Source organism: Rhodoferax sp. BAB1 (assembly GCF_013334205.1).
Lineage (GTDB): Bacteria > Pseudomonadota > Gammaproteobacteria > Burkholderiales > Burkholderiaceae_C > Hylemonella.
Map to the genome: position 1 here is coordinate 2831996 of NZ_CP054424.1, position 19850 is coordinate 2851845.

Annotated in this window: 19 protein-coding genes; 9 read left to right on the top strand and 10 right to left on the bottom strand. The window is 64.4% G+C overall.

Annotated elements, in window-relative coordinates; translation table 11 throughout:
• Window positions 1-6: 6 nt before the first annotated feature.
• Complete coding sequence (locus HTY51_RS13635; RefSeq protein WP_174253229.1) at window positions 7-636, bottom strand: PilN domain-containing protein; 630 nt, start codon at window positions 634-636, stop codon at window positions 7-9.
• Window positions 633-1712, bottom strand: coding sequence for a pilus assembly protein PilM (locus HTY51_RS13640; RefSeq protein WP_174253230.1), 1080 nt, complete (start codon window positions 1710-1712; stop codon window positions 633-635). The genes HTY51_RS13635 and HTY51_RS13640 overlap by 4 nt, the downstream gene beginning before the upstream one ends.
• Window positions 1713-1979: 267 nt before the next feature.
• Between HTY51_RS13640 and HTY51_RS13645 the strand changes: the two genes are divergently transcribed.
• Window positions 1980-4484 carry a penicillin-binding protein 1A gene (locus HTY51_RS13645; protein WP_174253231.1) on the top strand — a complete coding sequence of 835 codons (2505 nt, stop codon included), beginning with the start codon at window positions 1980-1982 and terminating at the stop codon, window positions 4482-4484.
• On the opposite strand, the gene cyaY is transcribed toward HTY51_RS13645, so the two are convergent.
• Complete coding sequence (gene cyaY, locus HTY51_RS13650) at window positions 4485-4814, bottom strand: iron donor protein CyaY (protein WP_174253232.1); 330 nt, start codon at window positions 4812-4814, stop codon at window positions 4485-4487.
• A 12-nt stretch (window positions 4815-4826) separates the two neighbouring features.
• Between cyaY and HTY51_RS13655 the strand changes: the two genes are divergently transcribed.
• The 3 genes from HTY51_RS13655 (at window position 4827) to HTY51_RS13665 (ending at window position 7282) form a co-directional block, all read left to right on the top strand.
• Complete coding sequence (locus HTY51_RS13655; protein ID WP_174253233.1) at window positions 4827-5096, top strand: lipoprotein; 270 nt, start codon at window positions 4827-4829, stop codon at window positions 5094-5096.
• Window positions 5093-6367 (top strand): diaminopimelate decarboxylase, encoded by a 1275-nt coding sequence (gene lysA, locus HTY51_RS13660; protein ID WP_174253234.1) that lies wholly within the window; start codon window positions 5093-5095, stop codon window positions 6365-6367. The genes HTY51_RS13655 and lysA overlap by 4 nt, the downstream gene beginning before the upstream one ends.
• 99 nt (window positions 6368-6466) lie before the next feature.
• Window positions 6467-7282, top strand: a complete 816-nt coding sequence (locus HTY51_RS13665; protein ID WP_174253235.1) for an MBL fold metallo-hydrolase — start codon at window positions 6467-6469, stop codon at window positions 7280-7282.
• On the opposite strand, the gene HTY51_RS13670 is transcribed toward HTY51_RS13665, so the two are convergent.
• From HTY51_RS13670 to HTY51_RS13690, 5 genes are all read right to left on the bottom strand, one after another.
• Window positions 7223-7870 carry a sulfite oxidase heme-binding subunit YedZ gene (locus HTY51_RS13670; RefSeq protein WP_174254287.1) on the bottom strand — a complete coding sequence of 216 codons (648 nt, stop codon included), beginning with the start codon at window positions 7868-7870 and terminating at the stop codon, window positions 7223-7225. The genes HTY51_RS13665 and HTY51_RS13670 overlap by 60 nt on opposite strands.
• A gap of 28 nt (window positions 7871-7898) precedes the next feature.
• A complete protein-coding gene (gene msrP, locus HTY51_RS13675) occupies window positions 7899-8894 on the bottom strand; it encodes a protein-methionine-sulfoxide reductase catalytic subunit MsrP (RefSeq protein ID WP_174253236.1) in 996 nt (331 codons plus the stop codon).
• Between the two features lie 87 nt (window positions 8895-8981).
• A complete protein-coding gene (ccsB, locus tag HTY51_RS13680; RefSeq protein ID WP_174253237.1) occupies window positions 8982-10319 on the bottom strand; it encodes a c-type cytochrome biogenesis protein CcsB in 1338 nt (445 codons plus the stop codon).
• A 4-nt stretch (window positions 10320-10323) separates the two neighbouring features.
• Window positions 10324-12438, bottom strand: a complete 2115-nt coding sequence (locus tag HTY51_RS13685; protein ID WP_174253238.1) for a cytochrome c biogenesis protein ResB — start codon at window positions 12436-12438, stop codon at window positions 10324-10326.
• 182 nt (window positions 12439-12620) lie between these two features.
• Complete coding sequence (locus HTY51_RS13690; RefSeq protein ID WP_174253239.1) at window positions 12621-13241, bottom strand: cytochrome c; 621 nt, start codon at window positions 13239-13241, stop codon at window positions 12621-12623.
• Between the two features lie 152 nt (window positions 13242-13393).
• On the opposite strand from HTY51_RS13690, the gene yihA reads away from it, so the two are divergent.
• Together yihA and HTY51_RS13700 are read left to right on the top strand one after the other, a co-directional pair.
• Complete coding sequence (gene yihA, locus HTY51_RS13695; RefSeq protein WP_174254288.1) at window positions 13394-14017, top strand: ribosome biogenesis GTP-binding protein YihA/YsxC; 624 nt, start codon at window positions 13394-13396, stop codon at window positions 14015-14017.
• Window positions 14014-14922 (top strand): alpha/beta fold hydrolase, encoded by a 909-nt coding sequence (locus HTY51_RS13700; RefSeq protein WP_174253240.1) that lies wholly within the window; start codon window positions 14014-14016, stop codon window positions 14920-14922. The genes yihA and HTY51_RS13700 overlap by 4 nt, the downstream gene beginning before the upstream one ends.
• Here HTY51_RS13700 and HTY51_RS13705 read toward each other — a convergent pair.
• The gene (locus HTY51_RS13705; protein ID WP_174253241.1) at window positions 14916-15755 is read right to left on the bottom strand and encodes a lysophospholipid acyltransferase family protein; all 840 of its coding nucleotides are present in this window, start codon (window positions 15753-15755) and stop codon (window positions 14916-14918) included. The two genes, HTY51_RS13700 and HTY51_RS13705, sit on opposite strands and share 7 nt — an antisense overlap.
• A 23-nt stretch (window positions 15756-15778) precedes the next feature.
• Window positions 15779-16609 (bottom strand): lysophospholipid acyltransferase family protein, encoded by an 831-nt coding sequence (locus HTY51_RS13710; RefSeq protein WP_174253242.1) that lies wholly within the window; start codon window positions 16607-16609, stop codon window positions 15779-15781.
• Between the two features lie 170 nt (window positions 16610-16779).
• Between HTY51_RS13710 and metK the strand changes: the two genes are divergently transcribed.
• The 3 genes from metK (at window position 16780) to HTY51_RS13725 (ending at window position 19810) form a co-directional block, all read left to right on the top strand.
• Window positions 16780-17961: a methionine adenosyltransferase gene (gene metK, locus HTY51_RS13715; protein WP_174253243.1), complete on the top strand. Its 1182-nt coding sequence runs from the start codon at window positions 16780-16782 to the stop codon at window positions 17959-17961.
• Between the two features lie 116 nt (window positions 17962-18077).
• The gene (locus HTY51_RS13720; protein WP_174253244.1) at window positions 18078-19319 is read left to right on the top strand and encodes a glycosyltransferase family 9 protein; all 1242 of its coding nucleotides are present in this window, start codon (window positions 18078-18080) and stop codon (window positions 19317-19319) included.
• Entirely contained in the window at window positions 19316-19810 is a 495-nt protein-coding gene (locus HTY51_RS13725) for a GtrA family protein (protein WP_174253245.1), read from the top strand. The genes HTY51_RS13720 and HTY51_RS13725 overlap by 4 nt, the downstream gene beginning before the upstream one ends.
• The last annotated feature ends 40 nt before the right edge of the window (window positions 19811-19850 follow it).

Genomic DNA, 19850 nt, shown 5'->3' on the forward strand with positions numbered 1-19850 from the left:
GTCCCCTTATGGCTTCACAGGCTGCGAGGCCGCTGACGCGGGCGCAGATGCGGCCGGCTCAGGCGGCCTCTGCACCTCGCTGGCACGCAGCATGCGCACACGCATGGTGAAATTGGCCACGCGACGCTGGTCTTTGCCGATAGGAACATTGGCCGCCACGATCTCGACCAGTTCTGGTTTCGCGAACCATGGCGAATGGTAGGCCAAGTTACGCAACAACTCCGAGACCCGCTCGTTGGACTGCGCCGTCCCCTGCAAGGTAATCAGCTGGTTGTCCTGGCGCATGCTGGTGATGTACACCCCCTCCGGGAACTGCCGCGTCAGCTCGGTCAGCAGATGCACCGGCATGTTGCGATCCGCCTGCAGGTTTTCCACCGCCTGCTGCCGGGCCCGCAAAGCGGCAATTTCAGCTTCCAGTGCAGCGATATCCTTGATCTGGTTGTCCAGTTTCTGGATCTCCTGGGTCAATACCGTGTTCAGGCCTTCCTGCGAGGAAATCTGCCCCTGGAGCCACAGGAACACGATGCCGGCGATCAGGCCACCGGCCAGGGCAGACGCACCCAGGGAAACGTTGAATACGTCCTGTCTTTTCTTGCGGGCGGCCTCACGGTGAGGCAGCAGATTGATCAGTATCACTGCAGAAACCTCCGCATCGCCAGCCCGCAGGACGTCAGATAGGACGGCGCCTCGCGGGTCATCTTCTTGAGGCGTATCCCGTCACCGATCTCCATGCCATCAAAGGGGTTGACCAGGCTGCACGGAAAACTCAGTTGCTGGGTCACGGCATCGGTCAAGCCGGACAGGGCCGCTGCCCCACCCGCCAGCATGATGTAGTCCACCTTGTGGTGGGGCGTACTGGTGAAGAAGAACTGCAAGGCACGTCCGATTTCCTGCACCATGCTTTCGATGAAGGGCCGCAACACGCTGCTCTCGTAGTCCTCGGGGAGCTCACCGCTGCGCTTCTTGGCCTCAGCCTCTTCCAGCGAAAAACCATACTGGCGCACGATCAACTGGGTCAGTTGGGCGCCGCCAAAAGCCTGGTCACGTTCGTACAGCACCTCGTCATCGCGGATCACCTGCATGCTGGTGGTCAATGCCCCGACCTCAAACAGGGCCACGATGGCACCCACCCCCTGCTCGGGCAGATTGGCAATCAGGCGCTTGGCCGCCAGGCGGGATGCGTAGGACTCCACGTCGACGATGACGGGCTTGAGGCCGGCCGATTCGGCCAAACCCTGAATGTCCTGGACCTTCTCCCGACGCGAAGCCGCAATCAGCACGTCAATATCACCTGCCGAGTTAGCGCTGGGGCCGATGACACAGAAGTCCAGACTCACTTCCTCCAGAGGGAAGGGGATGTACTGGTTGGCCTCGGCCTCCACCTGCATCTCGAGTTCCACCTCGCTCATGCCGCCGGGCAAAACGATCTTCTTGGTGATCACGGCCGAAGGCGGCAGGGCCATGGCCACATTCTTGGTCTTGGTTCCGCTCTTCTTGACCAGACGACGCACGGCCTCGGCCACCTCATCGAACTTCTCGATGTTGCCGTCCGTGATCCAGCCGCGCTCCAGCGGCTCGATCGCACAGCGATCAAGCACATACTGACCAGCCTTGTTTTTACTCAGCTCAACCAGCTTGACACTGGAGGAACTGACATCCAAACCCAGCATCGGTTCAGGCTGGCTACCGAACAAGGATCCCAATGAGATCAAGAGCATCCCCTGAAAGAAACCAGCCAGAGGCCGGCGAACTTGTGAATTCACTTGAATGCTAGCAGTTAGGTCCTTGTCCTGCAAAGGTTTTTTCCGATTGCCGCATCTTCGAGCGTTGTCAAAAGCAGACGTTTTGTATGCGATTGCAACAGGCCGAGAGCAAAGTCCCATGCCATCGCCGGGGCAAACCGGGTGAATAAAAAAGCATCAGCGGTCCGTCGGAGCGCCCAGATTTTTATAATGCTGACGCGACCTTACAAAGTTTTTATGCCTCCTGATCCCCAACCCGAGTCCGCTCCCTCCTCCAGCCCAGCCGGCATGAAATACATCCAATCTGCCGCCCTGCGCCGGTTTCTGCGCATCGGCCTGTGGGCGGGCGGCGTCGGCCTGGCCGGTCTGGTCTCGATCCTGATCGCCGTGTCGATCGCCATGGCACTGGCTTATCCCAATCTGCCCGATATCTCCGACCTCTCGGAATACCGCCCCAAACTGCCGCTGCGCATTTTTTCCACAGAAGGTGATCTGATTGGCGAATTCGGCGAGGAGCGCCGCAATTTCACCCCCATCAAGGACATCCCGCAGGCGCTGACCGACGCGGTCCTGGCCATCGAAGATGCGCGCTTCTTCCAGCATGGCGGGGTCGACTATGTGGGTGTCGTGCGTGCCGGCCTGGCCAATGTGGGCAAGGCCAAGAGCCAGGGCGCCTCCACCATCACCATGCAGGTGGCACGCAACGTCTACCTGTCATCGGAGAAGACCTTCACCCGAAAGATCTACGAGATCCTGTTGACCTTCAAGCTGGAGCACCTGCTGACGAAGGACCAGATTCTCGAAATCTACATGAACCAGATCTATCTGGGCAATCGCGCCTACGGCTTTGCGGCGGCGGCCGAGACCTATTTCGGCAAGGCCCTCAAGGACATCACCATCGCCGAGGCCGCCATGCTGGCCGGCTTGCCCAAGGCCCCGTCCGCCTACAACCCGATCAGCAACCCCAAACGTGCCCGCAGCCGCCAGCTTTACATTATCGACCGCATGCTGGATAACGGCTTCATCACGGCCGAGGAGGCCGAGACCGCCAGAACACAGGAACTGCGGGTCAAGACAGGCGGGAACCATGCTGGCGGCGGCAACGCGCCGACACGCAGCCATGCCGAATTCGTGGCCGAAATGGTGCGCCAGATGATCTTTGCACAGTACGGTGAAGAAACCTATACGCGCGGGCTCAACGTCTACACCACCATACGCTCCAGCGACCAGGAGGTGGCCTACCAGGCCCTGCGCCAGGGCATCATGGAATTCGAGCGTCGTCAGGCCTATCGGGGCCCCGAGAAATTCATCACCCTGCCGCAGAAAGCCGACGAGCTTGAGGATGCCATCGATGACGCACTGGATGAGCATCCCGACAACGGCGACCTGTTGGCGGCTGTCGTGCTCGAAGCCAATCCGCGCAAGGTCGTGGCGACACGCCGCGGTGGCGAAATACTGGAAATCACCGGCGAAGGCCTGCGCATTGCCCAGCCGGGCTTGCAACCCCGGGCCGGGCCCAAGCTCAAGATCCGCCGTGGCGCCATCATCCGGATCATGAAGACCCAAAAGAACACCTGGGAAATCCTGCAGTTGCCGGAAGTCGAAGGCGCCTTCGTATCCCTGGATCCGCGCAACGGTGCCATCAAGGCCCTGGTGGGCGGCTTTGATTTCGAAAAGAACAAATACAACCACGTCACCCAGGCCTGGCGCCAGCCGGGCTCGAGCTTCAAGCCTTTCATCTACTCGGCCGCATTGGAAAAAGGCTTCACGCCAGCGACCGTGGTCAATGACGCTCCGCTGTTTTTCGAACCCGAGCTGACCGGCGGCCAACCCTGGGAGCCGAAGAATTACGACGGCGCCTTCGAAGGGCCGATGCCCTTGCGCCGGGGCATGGCGAAATCCAAGAACATGATCTCGATCCGCATTCTGGACGCCATCGGTGCACGCTACGCCCAGGAATGGATCGCCCAGTTCGGATTCGAGCCTGAAAAGCACCCGCCGTATCTGACCATGGCGCTGGGCGCGGGTTCGGTCACCCCCATGCAACTGGCCACCGGCTATTCGGTCTTCGCCAATGGCGGCTACCGCATCAACCCCTGGCTCATCAGCAAGATCACCGAGCAAAAAGGCAAGACCCTGATCCAGACCAAGCCGCCGGTACCGGATGAATCCATGCGCGCCGTGGATGCGCGCAACGCCTTTGTCATCTCCACCCTGTTACAGGAAGTCATGCGCACGGGCACCGGCGCACGGGCCCAGGCCACACTCAAACGGCCCGACATCTACGGCAAGACGGGCACCACCAACGACTCGATGGACGCCTGGTTCGCCGGCTATCACCCCACCCTCACGGCGGTGACCTGGATCGGCTACGACACACCGCGCAAGCTGGGTGACCGCGAAACCGGCGGCGGCCTGAGCCTGCCAGTCTGGATCAGCTATATGGAACACGCGCTGCGTGATGTGCCCACCCTGGAACTGGCACCGCCCGAAGGCGTCGTGCATGCCGGCATCGACTGGCTCTACGCTGAACACGCCAAGGATGGCGGCGTGCTGTCCCTGGGCCTGGACGACATGCCTGCCGTCATGCCGCCGCCGGGAGGCGTGCTGCCCCCCCCTGCGACGGTTCCAGCCCCAATGCCTGTACCGGCTCCGGCTCCGGTGGCACCGTCTCCCGGCGCCCCCGCCTCGGCACCGGTCGGCGAGGAGCGCCTGCGCATCCTCGACCTGTTCAGGAACTGATCAGACCCGGAACTCCAGACGCGTCCCGGCCTGCGCGCTCGCATCACGCGACAGGCCGGCGAAGAATTCGCCGTGGCCCTTGGTATCCATCCAGCTCTGGCCGTCGAACTTGTAGTGGTAACCGCCCGAGCGGGCCGCCAGCCAGATCTCGTGCAGAGGTTTCTGCAGGTTCACCACGATCTGGCTGCGATCGCGAAACACCAGGGTGACCATGCCGCCCACACGCTGATTGTCGATGTCGACATCGCTTTCCTCGTTGAGGCGGTCGCAGCAGGTTTCGATGGCGCGCAAAACGCTCTCGGCGCGGTCCATGAATTCAGTGTCGGTCATTACAATTCCGTGATGTTGCAAAGCTCCCGGATTCTAGTCAGGCCCCTAAGCCACACCGCGTTTGCTGTCATTGCCACGATCGCCTCGCTGGCCTTGGCCGGCTGTGGCCAGACCGGCAATCTGTACCTGCCAACCGAGCCGGCTGCGGCCAAACGCGCCACCCTGCCCCAATCCATGTGGCCCGCCATGCCGGACCGCAAGAAACCCGGCACCCCCGCCACACCACCGACCCCCAGCCAGCCCTCCGCCCCCGCACCCGTCAACGCTCCTGCCGTCCCATGACCGTCTCCAAACTCCCGGGCCAGCCCCATATCGCCTACCGGGGCGATGAACTCTTCATCGAAAACGTGCGCCTGGCCGACCTGGCCCATCAGCACGGCACCCCCCTGTTCGTCTACTCCAAAGCGGCCATGCTCTCGGCCCTGGGGGCCTACCAGCGCGGCTTTGCCGGCCGCCAGGCGCAGATCTGCTACGCCATGAAAGCCAACTCGTCGCTGGCCGTGCTGCAGCTGTTCGCCCAGGCTGGCTGCGGCTTCGACATCGTTTCTGCTGGCGAACTGGAACGCGTGCTGGCTGCAGGCGGTGCGCCCGGGAAAATCATCTTTTCCGGTGTGGGCAAGACGCGCGTCGAGATGCGCCGGGCGCTCGACACCGGCATCGGCTGTTTCAACGTCGAGAGCGAGGCAGAAATCGACGTGCTCAACGAGGTGGCGCAGGCCGCCGGCAAACGCGCGCCCATCAGCATCCGCGTCAACCCCAACGTCGACGCCAAGACCCACCCCTACATCTCGACCGGGCTCAAGGGCAACAAGTTCGGCATCGCCCACGAAAGCGCGCTGGCCATCTACCAGCGTGCGGCCACGCTGCCGGGTCTGCATGTCGTGGGCATCGACTGCCACATCGGCTCGCAGATCACACAGGAATCCCCCTACCTGGACGCCATGGACCGCGTGCTGGATCTGGTCCAGGCCATCGAAGCGGTCGGCATCCCCTTGCATCACATCGACTTCGGCGGTGGCCTCGGCATCGATTACAACGGTGACACCCCACCCGCCGCCGACGCCCTGTGGGCCAAGCTGCTGGCCAAGCTGGACGCGCGCGGCTACGGCCAACGCCAGTTGATGATCGAACCCGGCCGCTCCCTGGTGGGCAACGCGGGCGTCTGCCTGACCGAGGTGCTCTACCTCAAGCCGGGCGAGCAGAAGAACTTCTGCATCGTCGACGCCGCCATGAACGACCTGCCGCGCCCGGCCATGTACGAGGCCTACCACCAGATCGTGCCGCTGGCACCGCGCGCGGGAGCCGGTCGTAGCTGGGACGTGGTGGGACCGATCTGCGAAAGCGGCGACTGGCTAGGGCGCGACCGCGCCCTGAACGTGCAGGCCGGCGACCAGCTGGCCGTGCTGTCGGCCGGCGCCTATTGCATGAGCATGGCCAGCAACTACAACACGCGCGGCCGTGCCGCCGAGGTCCTGGTCGACGGTGATCAAGCCCACCTGATCCGTCGCCGCGAGAGCGCCAGCGACACGTTCCAGCACGAAAAGCTGCTCTGACCCATCCAATCCGCCACGATTTGACTCACATCAAATCGTGGAGCGGCTGTCTTTCCTATAGTCGCGCCTTGCTGTCACACCACCACAGAAAGGCCGAACGTGTCGATCGAGCTTTACCGGGACCCCAACCACGTCTGCCTGATGTTCACCGATCTGGTGGAAGAGGATGGCGATATCGTCCAGTCCAACCAGTTCCTGATCGTCGACCATGAGCATGGCGCCATCATCGACCCGGGTGGCAACCTGGCTTTCAACGAACTGCTGCTTACCAGCTCCCGCTTCTTCACCCCGCAGCATCTGTCCTACCTGATCGCCTCGCACGCGGATCCGGACATCATCGCCTCGCTCGATCGCTGGTTGACATCGACGCCAGCCCAGCTCGTCATCTCGCGCATCTGGGAACGCTTTGTTCCACACTTCACCAAGGCCGGCAAGACCCACGGCCGGGTCATCGGCGTCGCCGACGCAGGGGGCATCCTGCCGCTGGGCAAGAGCGAGTTGCACCTGCTGCCGGCGCACTTCATGCACTCCGAGGGCAACTTCCATTTCTACGACCCGATCAGCAAGATCCTCTTCACCGGCGACCTCGGCGTCTCCATGATGTCAGGCGAACAGGCCAAAAAACCGGTGACCGACTTCAAGGCGCATGTGCCGCTGATGGAGGGTTTCCACCGGCGCTACATGGTGTCGAACAAGATCCTGCGGCTCTGGGCCGCGATGGCGCGCAAGCTCGATATTTCCATGCTGGTGCCGCAACACGGCGCACCGCTGGCCGGGCCGGCCATTGCCGCCTTCTTCGACTGGATCGAAAACCTGAGCTGCGGCATCGACCTCTTCGACGAACGCATGTACCAGCTACCGCGGACCCTGATCGATCCGCGCCTGACCAACAGCCGACCGGCCGCGCTGAACTGAAACAGCGCGCCACAGCCGCCAAGCCAGCAAAGCGCCCAGGACAGCGGCATAAACCTGCACCTCGGCAAAATCGTTCTTGCCTGCGCGCATCCAGAAGAAGTGCAGCACGGCGAGAACGGCCACGGCATACACCAGCCTGTGCAGCAGCTGCCAGCGCGTGGCCCCCAAGGCGCGTATGGCCCGGTTCCACGAGGTGGCGGCCAGGGGCGTCAGCAACACGAAGGCCGAGAACCCCACCAGGATGAACGGCCGCTTGATGATGTCGCGCACGATATCGCCCGGGTCCAGCCCCATGTCCAGCCAGGCGTAGCAGAGCAGGTGCAGCACGACGTAGAAGTAGACGTAGAGCCCCAGCATGCGGCGCCACCGCGCCAGCGCCGGCAGCTTCAGCAGAACGCGCAGGGGCGTGACGGCCAGGACCAGACACAGCATGCGCAGGGTCCAGTCCCCCGTGGAACGGATCAGCGCCTCGGCCGGATTGGCGCCGAGTTGATCGGTCGCCGCGGCATAGACCAGCCAGAGCGCCGGCAGCAGGCAGGCCAGGAACAGCACGGGCTTGACGGCTGGGCCCAGCAACCAACGATTCAGGCGCGCCGTGTCCACGGGAAGCGATCTGTCAGTAATACTTTTTCAGGTCCATGCCGGCGTACAGCTGCCCCACCTGGGTCTCATAGCCGTTGAACATCAGGGTCGGGCGCTTCTTGGCAAACAGGCCATCCTCGCCGATACGACGTTCGGTCGCCTGGCTCCAGCGCGGATGGGCGACCTGCGGATTGACGTTGGAATAGAAGCCATACTCCTGCGGTGCCGCCATGCTCCAGGCCGTGGCCGGCTGCCTGTCTGTGAAGCGGATCTTCACCAGGCTCTTGCCGCTCTTGAAGCCATACTTCCACGGCACCACCAGACGCAGGGGCGCGCCGTTCTGCTTGGGCAACACCTCGCCGTACATGCCGAAAGTCAGCAGGCTCAGCGGGTGCATGGCCTCGTCCAGACGCAGGCCTTCCACATAAGGCCAGTTCAGCACGCGCGAACCCACATAGGGCATGGTCTTGCTGTCGGCCAGCGTCACGAACTCGACGTATTTGGCGCTGCCCAAGGGCTCGACCTTTTTGATCAGCTCCGCGACCGAATAACCGACCCATGGGATCACCATGGACCAGCCTTCGACGCAGCGCATGCGGTAGATGCGCTCCTCCATCGCCGACAGCTTGAGCAGGTCTTCCAGTGCGTAATTGCCGGGCTTTTTGACCAGGCCCTCGATGGCCACGGTCCAGGGCGTGGTCTTGAGCGTGTGGGCATTGCGCGCCGGATCGCTCTTGTCCATGCCGAACTCGTAGAAATTGTTGTAGCCGCTGGCGTCCTTGTACTCGGTGACCTTTTCCATCGTCGAGGCGCCGCTGACAGCCGAGGACCGGCTGGACAAAGGCTGGAGCTTGCCGGGTCTGGTCACCTGGGCACGTGCATCGCGCGCCGCCCAACTGGCCAGCACGGCCCCGGCCGCGCCACCGGCCATCAGGCGCATCAGCTGGCGCCGGTCCTGGTAAACCTCTTGCGGGGTGATCTCGCTGGGCACAGGATGGGCAAAGCCATCGTCACGGGTCTTGATCAACATGATGCGATCCTCCTGGGGATTCAGTCGCAGGACTGGTGCCCATTCTTACAAAGATCGCGCCCGTCGGTGCGGGCGGATGGCATGGCCCTACAGCGCACCGTAGCTGTGCAGGCCGCTGAGGAACATGTTGACGCCGATGAAGGCGAAGGTGGTCACGCCCAAGCCAGCCAGCGCCCACCAGGAGGCCACTGTACCGCGCAGGCCCTTCATGAGGCGCATGTGCAGCCAGGCCGCGTAGTTGAGCCAGACGATCAGGGCCCAGGTTTCCTTGGGGTCCCAGCTCCAGTAGCCACCCCAGGCCTCGGCCGCCCACAGGGCGCCCAGCACGGTGGCGATGGTGAAGAAGGCAAAACCCACGGCGATGGACTTGTACATCACGTCGTCCAGCACCTCGGGCGCCGGCAGGCGCTCGGCAATGCGGCGACGCCCCAGCAGGATGCCGCCGACGATCAGCGCCGCGATGATGAAGTAGACCAGCCAGTAGCTGCCGCCGGCGGCAGCCGAGCTCTGGCGGAAGGCCAGCGGCACGAAACACAGCACGATGCCGAAGATCCACAGCGGGGCCAGCCTGTACCAGCGGACCTTCTGCTGCGCTTCCTGCTGCGCCTGGCTCTTGATCAGGTAGGCAAAAGCCACCATGGCGGCCAGCGCAAAAGTGCCGTAACCCACGAAGTTGGCCGGCACGTGCAGTTTCATCCACCAGCTCTTGAGGGCCGGCACCAGGGGCTGGATCTCGTGCGCCTCGCGCACCACGGTGTACCAGAGCAGGAAACCCACGGCCGCGCTGACCACCAGCATGACGAAGGCACCCATGCCGCGCGTGCCGTACTGCTGCTCGAAATACAGGTAGAACAGCGCCGTCATCCAGCAGAACAGCACGAAGACCTCGTACAGGTTGCTGACCGGGATGTGGCCGATGTCCGGGCCGAGCAGGTAGCTCTCATACCAGCGCACCATGGTGCCGATCAGGGCCATGGCCACGGCCACCCAGGTCAGGCGCGAGCCGAGCAGTTCCATGGTGGCACCCTGCGCCCGGCTGAACATGCCGATCCAGTAGAACACCGTGCTCATGAAAAACAGCACGCTCATCCACAGGATGGCCGACTGGCTGGACAGGAAGTACTTGAGCCAGAACACACTTTCAGCGCGCGCCAGCTGTCCCTGGTAGGAATAGATACCCAGCAGGGAAAAGGCCGCCACCACCAGCATCAGCGCGCGCAGCGGCCGCCAGAACCAGCCCAGCGCCACCACCGATGGGATGGCCAGCAGCAGGATGCCCTTCTCGTAGACATCCATGAAGGCGTGGTAGTTGGCGTAGGCGTAGAGGCCGCCCAGGGTGACGAGGGCAGCGAACAGCCAGTCGAAGAGATTGCGCTTGGCAAAGTAGCCCTCGTTGAGGGTCAGGGTGGTCGTGGCGGTGTTCATGAGACTACTCCTTGCTAGGCAACAGCTTGTCGCGCAGCTGCTCGAATTCGCGATCGGCATCCAGGGTCTTGCGATTGGACGACAGGGCCATGCTGGCCTGGGCACCCTGGCCCTGCGGCGTGAGCCAGATCCACAGACGGCGTTCACGCACATAGAGCATGGCGAAAACCCCCAGGATCAGCAGGGCACAGCCGAGATAGACGATGGTCTTGCCCGGGGCACGCGCCACCTGGAACACGCTGGCCTGCACCTGCTTGAAGTCGGCCAGTTGCAGGGCCATGGGGGCCGGATAGAAATAGGCATCGCTGAGTGCCAGCACGGCCTGCGTCATGAAGGCCTGGGTGCTTTCGTCGGACACCAGGGGCTTGAGCCCGGCGCGCTCGCGCGCTACCTGCAGCAACTCGAACAGCGCACCGTTGAGGATGCGCACCAGCATCTCGCCGGCACGTTCACGTTCGGCCTCGGGCACGTTGCCTTCCATGAAATCGGCCACGGCCTGCAGACCGCCCGGCGCACGGCTGCCCGGCACGGCTTCGGCGCCAGAGAACAGCACCAGCGCGCGCAAGGCCGAGGCGCTGAGCTGTGGCAGCAGATCCTTGCGCGAGGGATCGACCACACGCGCGGCATAACGGCGCACGGCCTGGGCCCGCAGGGCCGGATCGGCCAGCGCGGCGCGCAGGCGGAAGAATTCGTCGGTCGAACCCTGGGCATCCGCCGGCACACGCAGGTAACGATAGGGCTCGGACGGTGTCTCGCGCATGCCCAGCAGGAAGACCGGAACACCGTCACCCAGCTCGACTGGCAGCATGTAGTTGTGGAATTCGCGCGCCTGGCCAGCCTCGTCGCGCAGCTTATAGCTCACGCTGGGGCCGACATTGCGCTGGGTCTTGGGCGCATCCGCCTTGTTGGCCGCGCCCAGCCGCTGGTCCAGCGAGGTGCGCAGGTCGACCTTGCGCACGTCCACGCCCGAAGGGCTGTTGGCCGCGAAATTCTCGACGTTGATCACGCGCAGACCGGTGTACTCCAGCGTCAGCTTCTGGTTACCATTGCTGAGTTGCGAAGTGCCACCGATCACGCCCTCGATCTCGAAGGGCCGGGTCGCCGCGTTCATGGGCTGGGCCTTGAGCCGCACGGTCGAGCCGCCATCGTCGAAGCTGGACTGGTAGATCTCGATGCCTTTGTAGCTGGCCGGGTGGTTGACCTCGACCCGGGCCTCCTTCTTTTCGCCGGTGGCCTTGTCGTGGATCACGATCTCGCTGGCGAACAGCTTGGGCATGCCGGTCGAGTAGTGCTCGACGATGAACTTCTTCAACTCGATGGCAAAGGGCAGGTCCTGCAGCAGGATGCCGTCGGACTGGTTCAGGATGGCCGTCCCCGACTGGGTGCCCTCGGCCACCAGCAGGTTGCCGCGGAAGGTCGGGTTGCGTTCGCTCAGGCGGTGCTCGGGTTTGACGTCGGCAATCAGGCCGCCACCGTTGTAGACCGTCTTGCCGCCCCACCACATCTGGGCCCGCACCATGAGGTCACCATCCAGCAACCCCCCGATGCAGACCAGCACGATGGCGCTGTGCGCCGCCAGGTAACCGATCTTGTTGGCCGCTCCGGCCTTGGCTGCAACCATCCAACCGGTACCCGCCGGTGTGTCGCGCTGCTGCAGTTTCACCTTCCAGCCCCCGGTGGCCAGCAGGCGGCCCAGGCGCTGCGCCGCCGCCTCGGGGGCGTCGGGCACGGTAGCCTGCGCCCGATGGTGGAAGGCCTGCAGCGATTGCTCCCGGATGTTTTCCTTGTAGGCCTTGAGATCGGCCAGGATCTTGGGGGTGTTGCGGGCGATGCACAGGCTGGTGCTGGTCACCAGGAAAGCCAGGATCAGCAGAAACCACCAGGCGCTGTAGACCGCGTACAGATCCAGCTTGCCAAAGACTTCGGCCCAGAAAGGACCGAACTGGTTGATGTAGTTGTTCAGCGGCTCATGCTGCTTGAGCACGGTGCCGATGACCGAGGCAATGCAGATCACCGTCAGCAGCGAGATGGAAAAACGCATCGACGACAGCAACTCCACCGCCGCACGCAGGGTGCGGGAGGATGCGGGCAGTTCCAGGCCCTGGGTGGAGATGGTCATGGCGGTAGTGGCGGTGATCTGCAACAAGAAAAAAGGCGGGTCTTCATGCAAAGACCCGCCTGGGTAGGAGTGCTTGGGGACTGCAGGGTTCCGTCAGCGGGCGTTTAGCCGGCATTGTGAACCAAACATCATCCGCGGCTTATTCATACCGGGATAACCGGGCAGGATGTCGGTGTATTGCCTTAACGCAGGCCGGCAACGTAATCCGACACCGCCTTGATCTCGCGATCATTCATCTTGGCGGCGACCTGGCTCATCTGCACGCTGTTCTTGCGCACGCCGTCACGGAAGGACACCAGCTGGGCACTGGTGTAGTCGGCATGCTGGCCGCTCAGCCGCGGGTACTGGGCCGGAATGCCGGCGCCATTGGGACTGTGGCAGCCAGCGCAGGCGGCAATCTGGCGATCGGGGATGCCACCGCGGTAGATGCGCTCACCCAGGGTCACCAGATCCTTGTCCTTGGCAAAACCGGGCTTGGCCTTCTGGGACACGAGCCAGGCGCTGATGTTCTTCATGTCCTCGTCGCTGAGCACGGCAGCAAAGCCCTTCATCACGGCGCTGTTGCGCTTGCCGGACTTGAACTCCTGCAGCTGCTTGACGAGGTACTCCGGGTGCTGCTGGGACAACTTGGGGTTGGCGGCGATGGCGGAGTTGCCGTCGGCGCCATGGCAGGCCGCGCAGACCGCGGTGTACTTGGTTTCGCCCTGCGCCAGATCAGGCTTGGCCGGCGCCTTGGCGTCCTGGGCTGCAAGGGCGGGCGCTGCCAGCACGGCAGCCAACATCAGGGGAGCAAGCAACTTCATGGTGGTTCGGGTGTGGTTGGAGCAAAACAGCCCGATTCTACAATGCAGGTCCGGGCACTCCACCAATACTCCATGACCCCCCCTCCAAAACTGCCGCCGCGGCCCGCCAGAGCGGCAAGCCCGCCCCTCCCAGCCCGCAAGCCGTCCAGGCCCTGGGCTGGCTGCACACGGCCCGTTTCCTGACCACCGCGCCGGAGCTGCACTTTCTGCCCGCCCTGGACGTGCCGGAAATCGCCTTTGTCGGCCGCTCCAATGCCGGCAAGTCCACCTGCATCAACACCCTGACGCAGCAGAACCAGCTGGCCTTCGCCTCCAAGAAGCCCGGCCGCACCCAGCACATCAACCTGTTCGCCCTGGGCAAACAGGGTGTCACCGATGCCGTGCTGACCGACCTGCCGGGCTACGGTTACGCCGCCGTGCCCAAGCAGGACAAGATCCGCTGGCAGCAGGTCATGGCCAATTACCTGGTCACGCGTGAAAACCTGAAGGCCATCGTGCTGATGTGCGACCCGCGCCACGGCCTGACCGAGCTGGACCAGGTCCTGCTGGAGGTGGTGCGCCCGCGTGTCGAGGAAGGCCTGAAATTCCTGGTCATCCTGACCAAGGCCGACAAGCTCACCCGCAGTGAAGGGGCCAAGGCCCTGTCCATCATGAAGCTGCAGGCCGGCGGCGGCGAGGTGCGCCTGTTCTCGGCCACCAAACGCACCGGCATCGAGGACGTGGCCACGCTGCTGTGGCAATGGGCCCATCCGGACAGCCCCCCAGCGAGCGCATGATCCAGACCTGGTTGCAGCCGCTGCCGCATGGCATCACCCTGAGTTGCCGCGCCACCGGTGAACGCGGCCGCCCGGTGCTGCTGTTCCTGCATGGTTTCCCGGAGGCCGCTTTTGTCTGGGACGAACTGCTGGAGCACTACGCCCGGCCCGAACACGGCGGCTACCGTTGCGTGGCGCCCAATCTGCGTGGCTACGAGCGCTCCAGCGCCCCGGCCGAGGTGGCAGCCTACCGCGCCAAGCACCTGGTGCAGGACATCGCGGCGCTGATCGCCATCGAATCCCCGCAGGCGCCGCTGGCCTGCCTGGTCGCGCACGACTGGGGTGGCGCCGTAGCCTGGAACCTGGCCAACCAGCTGCCCCAGCTGAGCCAGAAACTGGCCATCATCAACTCGCCACACCCCGGAACCTTCCTGCGGGAGTTGCAGCGCAACCCGAAACAGCAGGCCGCCAGCGCCTACATGAACTTCCTGATCCGGCCTGACGCCGAGAAGCTGCTGGCCGAGAACGACTACCGCCGCCTCTGGGACTTCTTCCTTGGCATGGGGGCCGGAACCGGCGGGTTTGGCTGGCTCACCGAAGCGATGAAAGCACGCTACCGCGCCGTCTGGGACCAGGGCCTGAGCGGCGGCTGCAACTACTACCGCGCCTCCCCGTTGCGTCCGCCGCGTGCGGGAGACCCGGCCGCCAGCAGCATTGAACTGCCACGCGAGATGATCACCATCACCCTGCCGACGCTGGTGCTCTGGGGCCTGGGCGATACCGCCCTGCCACCGGAACTCATCGAGGGTCTGGACGATTACATCCCGCAGCTCACGCTGGAGACCGTGCCCGATGCCACGCACTGGATCGTGCATGAACAGCCGCAGCGGGTGATCGCCTCGCTGCAGAAATTCCTGGCTCAATAGACCGGGGGTTCACCCGCCGGACGGGTCTTGAAACGTTTGTGCACCCAGTAATATTGCGAGGGCATGGTGTTGATGACGCCCTCCAGCCAGCGGTTCATGTAGGCCGTGTCAGCTTCCACGTCGCTGCCCGGATAGTCGCGCCAGGCCGGGTGTACCTCGATGTCATAACCCTGCGGCGTGATGCGCGCCGTCACCGGCACCACCTTGGCACGCCCCAGGCGGGCAAAACGCGGCAGCGAAGGCACGGTGGCGGCGGGCACACCATAAAAGGGCACGAAGATCGATTCCTCGGGCCCGAAATTCATGTCGGACAAGAGATAGAGCAGCGCGCCTTCACGCAAGGCGGCGATCAGCGCCTTGACACCCTGGTCCCGGTAAAAGAGCTGCAGGTTGCCAAAACGCCGGCGCCCGTCGTGCAGCCACTGGTCCACGGCCTCGCTGCGCTGGGGCGTGTAGATGCTGACCATGGGCCGGCCGATCTGGTGATTGATCGCCGTGCCCGCAGCGTCGAGCCCGAAAAAATGCGGCGCAAAGATGACGGTCGGCTCCTGGCCCTGCAGCTCCTGCACCGCGCCGACGATGCGCAGTCGCCCACGCAGCACGTCGACCGGGCCATTCCACAACCACGAACGATCGAACCAGGCCTGGGCGAAATAGACAAAACACTCCAGAGCCCAGCGGCGGCGCTGGGCCAGCGGGTGCTGCGGAAAACACAGGGCGAGATTGCGCATCACCACGCGACGCCGCGGCACGGCCAGCACATACAGCACCCAGCCCACCAGCGTGCCCAGCGCCCGCACCCAGCCCAGGGGCAGGCGAGCGATCCATCGCATGAAAAGAACGCCCGGGTGCGCCATCACAGTTTCTCCTGCCGCGGCTGTTTGTAGCGGGCATAACCCCAGAGGTACTGCCCCGGGCAGGCGGTAATGACCTGCTCCATGGCGGCGTTGATGGCGGTGGCGGCAGCTACCGGGTCCTGCGGCAACTCGGCCCCCAGCGGCCGGGCATGCACCCGGTAGCCCCGGCCCCATGACAGGCGCTCGCCCCAGACCAGCAGAACGGCCGCACCGGTCTGCTGCGCCAGGCGGGCCGACAGTGTCATGGTGTAGGCATCGCGCGCAAAAAACGGGGCCCAGACACCCAGCCCATTCGGCGGCACCTGGTCAGGCAACAGGCCCACCGACTGTCCCTGGCGCAGCGCCTTGATCAGTTGCTTGACCCCGGCCAGCGTGGTGGGCGCGGTCTGCAGATGGGGGCGCTGGCGCGCCGTGGCCACCAGTTGACGCAGCGCCGGTTGACGCGAAGGGCGAAACAGGACGGTGATGGGCTGCGTAGCGCCAAAACGCGCGGCATAGTCCTGGGCCGTCACCTCGAAGCTGCCCATGTGAGGCGTCAGGAACACGATGCCCTGTCCCGCGGCCAGCGCCTGCTCGACGTAGCCCGCCCCCTCCCAGCTCACAGGCACGGGGCGCCCGAACCACAGGCGCGGCAATTCCGCCACCAGTTGCCCGGCCTGGCCCACGGCGCCACGGCACTGCCGCCAGGCCAGGCCGGCTTGTGCGCAATTCGCCAGAAAACGCCGCCGGTAGGTCGGCGACAGGGCAAATACCAGCCAGCCCAGGCCCCAGCCGATACCGTGCAAGAGCCACAAAGGCAACCAGGACAGGACGCGAAACAGCGTGATCATTCGGATAAAATACGGGCGTCGCCGAGTTACGGAACTACTTGCAGGGCGACAGGCACGGACTGCCCCGCAAAGGGATCGATTGTGCCGTCATTCATGACACCTCTGCTAAAGCGTTCGCCGAAGCTCCCAGCCCAGGCAACGCGCCTGACAAACATTTTGGAGTTTATTCAATGGCGAACGATTACCTCTTCACTTCCGAGTCCGTTTCCGAAGGCCATCCCGACAAGGTCTCCGACCAGGTCTCCGATGCCATCCTGGACGCGATCTTCAAGCAGGACCCGCGCAGCCGCGTGGCCGCCGAGACCCTGTGCAACACCGGTCTGGTGGTGCTGGCCGGCGAGATCACGACCAACGCGCACGTGGACTACATCCAGGTCGCACGCGACACCATCAAGCGCATCGGCTACGACAACACGGAATACGGCATCGACTACAAGGGTTGCGCCGTGCTCGTGGCCTACGACAAGCAGTCCAACGACATCGCCCAGGGCGTGGACCACGCCAGCGACGACCACCTCAACATCGGCGCTGGCGACCAGGGCCTGATGTTCGGCTACGCCTGCGACGAAACCCCGGCGCTGATGCCTGCGCCCATCCACTATGCGCACCGCCTGGTCGAGCGCCAGGCCCAGCTGCGCAAGGACGGCCGCCTGCCCTTCCTCCGTCCCGACGCCAAGAGCCAGGTGACCATGCGCTACGTGGACGGCAAGCCGCACAGCATCGACACCGTGGTGTTGTCCACCCAGCACAGCCCGGACCAGAGCGAGACCCCGACCAAGCTCAAGGCCAGCTTCTACGAAGCCGTGATCGAGGAGATCATCAAGCCCGTGCTGCCCAAGGAATGGCTCAAGGACACCAAGTACCTGGTCAACCCCACCGGCCGCTTCGTCGTCGGTGGCCCCCAGGGTGACTGCGGCCTGACCGGTCGCAAAATCATCGTCGACACCTACGGCGGCGCCTGCCCCCACGGTGGCGGCGCTTTCTCGGGCAAGGACCCGTCCAAGGTGGACCGTTCCGCCGCCTACGCCACGCGTTATGTGGCCAAGAACATCGTGGCCGCCGGCCTGGCCAAGAAGTGCCAGATCCAGGTGGCCTACGCCATTGGCGTGGCCAAGCCCATGAACATCACGGTCAACACCATGGGCACCGGCGTGATCTCCGACGAGAAGATCGCCGCCCTGGTGGCCGAACACTTCGACCTGCGTCCCAAGGGCATCATCCTGATGCTGGACCTGCTGCGCCCGATCTACGAGAAGTCGGCCGCCTACGGTCACTTTGGTCGTGAAGAGCCGGAGTTCACGTGGGAACGGACCGACAAGGCCCAGGCGCTGCGTGCAGCGGCCGGGCTGTAAGCACGGCACGCGCATAGCGCGTCCTGGGCCTTGCGGCGAAGGCTGACTTTGCATCGCGAAGTCAAGGCGCGCAGCGCCGGCCGTAGCCACAAGGCATCGAGAACAAGGAAACTCACATGAAACTGCAGACACAACGCTGGATCGACCGCTGGGTTGGTCAGCTTCTGTGTTCTGCCGTTTCCCTGTGGGCGCGCCTGTTCGGCATGCGTGTGCCGAAAGTCGATCGCAGCAAGGCACCGCGCCACATCCTGGTCATCCTGCTGTCCGAGATGGGCAGCATCGTGCTGGCCGGCCCCATGTTCAAGGCGCTGCGCGAACAGTACCCCGGTGTCACCCTGCACGTGCTGCAGCTGAAAAAAAACCAGGAAGTTGCGCGCATGCTGCGTCTGACGGAAGACGCCAACTTCCATGGCCTGGACGACAGCTCGCCGATCCGGCTGGCCCGCGACATCTGGCGCGTCAGTCTGGCCATGCGCCAGCTGCCACTGGATGCCGTGATCGACTGCGAACTGTTCTCGCGCGTGAGCAGCCTGCTGTGCTACCTCACGGGTGCGCCGCGCCGCGCCGGCTTCACGCCGCACACGCAGGAAGGCCTGTACCGCGGCAGCTACATCAACTGCGCGATTCCCTACAACCCCTACCAGCACATCAGCAAGCAGTTCCTCTCGCTGGTCGATGCGCTGGACAGCGAAGGCGGTCCGCGTCACAAGGCCGCGCCCATCCGCGAGCTGCCGGCTGAAACCGGCCTGTCCGTGCCCTTCACGCCTGAGGAGCTGCGCACCTATCGCGAACAGGTCCTGCGTGACCACCCCGTACTGGCCGGCCGCAAGATCGCCCTCATGTACCCGGGCGGCGGCATCCTGCCCGAACGCGCCTGGCCGGCCGCGCATTACGCCCGCGTGGCCAAAGGCCTGTGTGATGCCGGCCATGCCGTGGCCTTCATCGGCCTCAAGGACGACCTGGCCCTGGCCAACGAGATCCGCGCCCAGGTGGGCAGCGAGTATTGCGTGGCGCTGACCGGCTACACACGCAGCCTGCGCGAGCTGCTGATGCTCTTCCACGCCAGCGACCTGCTGCTGACCAATGACGGTGGCCCCGGCCACTTCGCCAGCCTCACGACCATCCGCGTGCTGATGTTCTTCGGCCCCGAGACCGGCAAGCTCTACGGCCCCCTGCCCGGCATCGGCCCCAAGGCCACGGTCTACGAATCCGGCATCGCCTGCTCGCCCTGCCTCTCGGCCTACAACCACCGCCTGACCTTCTGCGACGGCGACAACCAGTGTCTCAAGCGCATCGCCCCGGATCCCGTGCTGGCCGACGCGCTGCAGGCCCTGCACAACACGCCTGCGACCGCATGAGCTCTCCCTCCCTGCGCGAACGCATCTGGTTACTGGTCGACTGGCTGCACGGCTTCCGCTACGTGCGCTTCGGCCTCGTGGGCGCCAGCGGTACCGTCGTGAACCTGGCCGTGCTCTATGTGGCGCACGAATACCTGTTCCGCGCCATCGAACCCGTGGGCAGCAAGCCCTATTTCTCGCTGGCCCTGGCTATTGCGGTGGCCACGGTCAACAACTTCACCTGGAACCGGCTCTGGACCTGGTCGGACCGGCAGCACGCCACGGCCGTCGAGGACGGCCAGCGCCTGCGCAAGCGCAGCCTGCTCGCGCAGCTGGGCCAGTACGCCACGGCCTCGTGGCTGGGCATCCTGCTGCAGTACGCGCTGACGCTGTGGCTCACGCACCTGGGCCTGCACTACCTGATCGCCAACGTCACGGCCATCGTGATTGCCAGCGTGAGCAACTTCATTGCCAACGACCGCTGGACCTTCCGGCACGCACGCAAGCCATAATGCCGGCGTTGGCGCCACCCCGGTGCCCGGTGTGATGCGC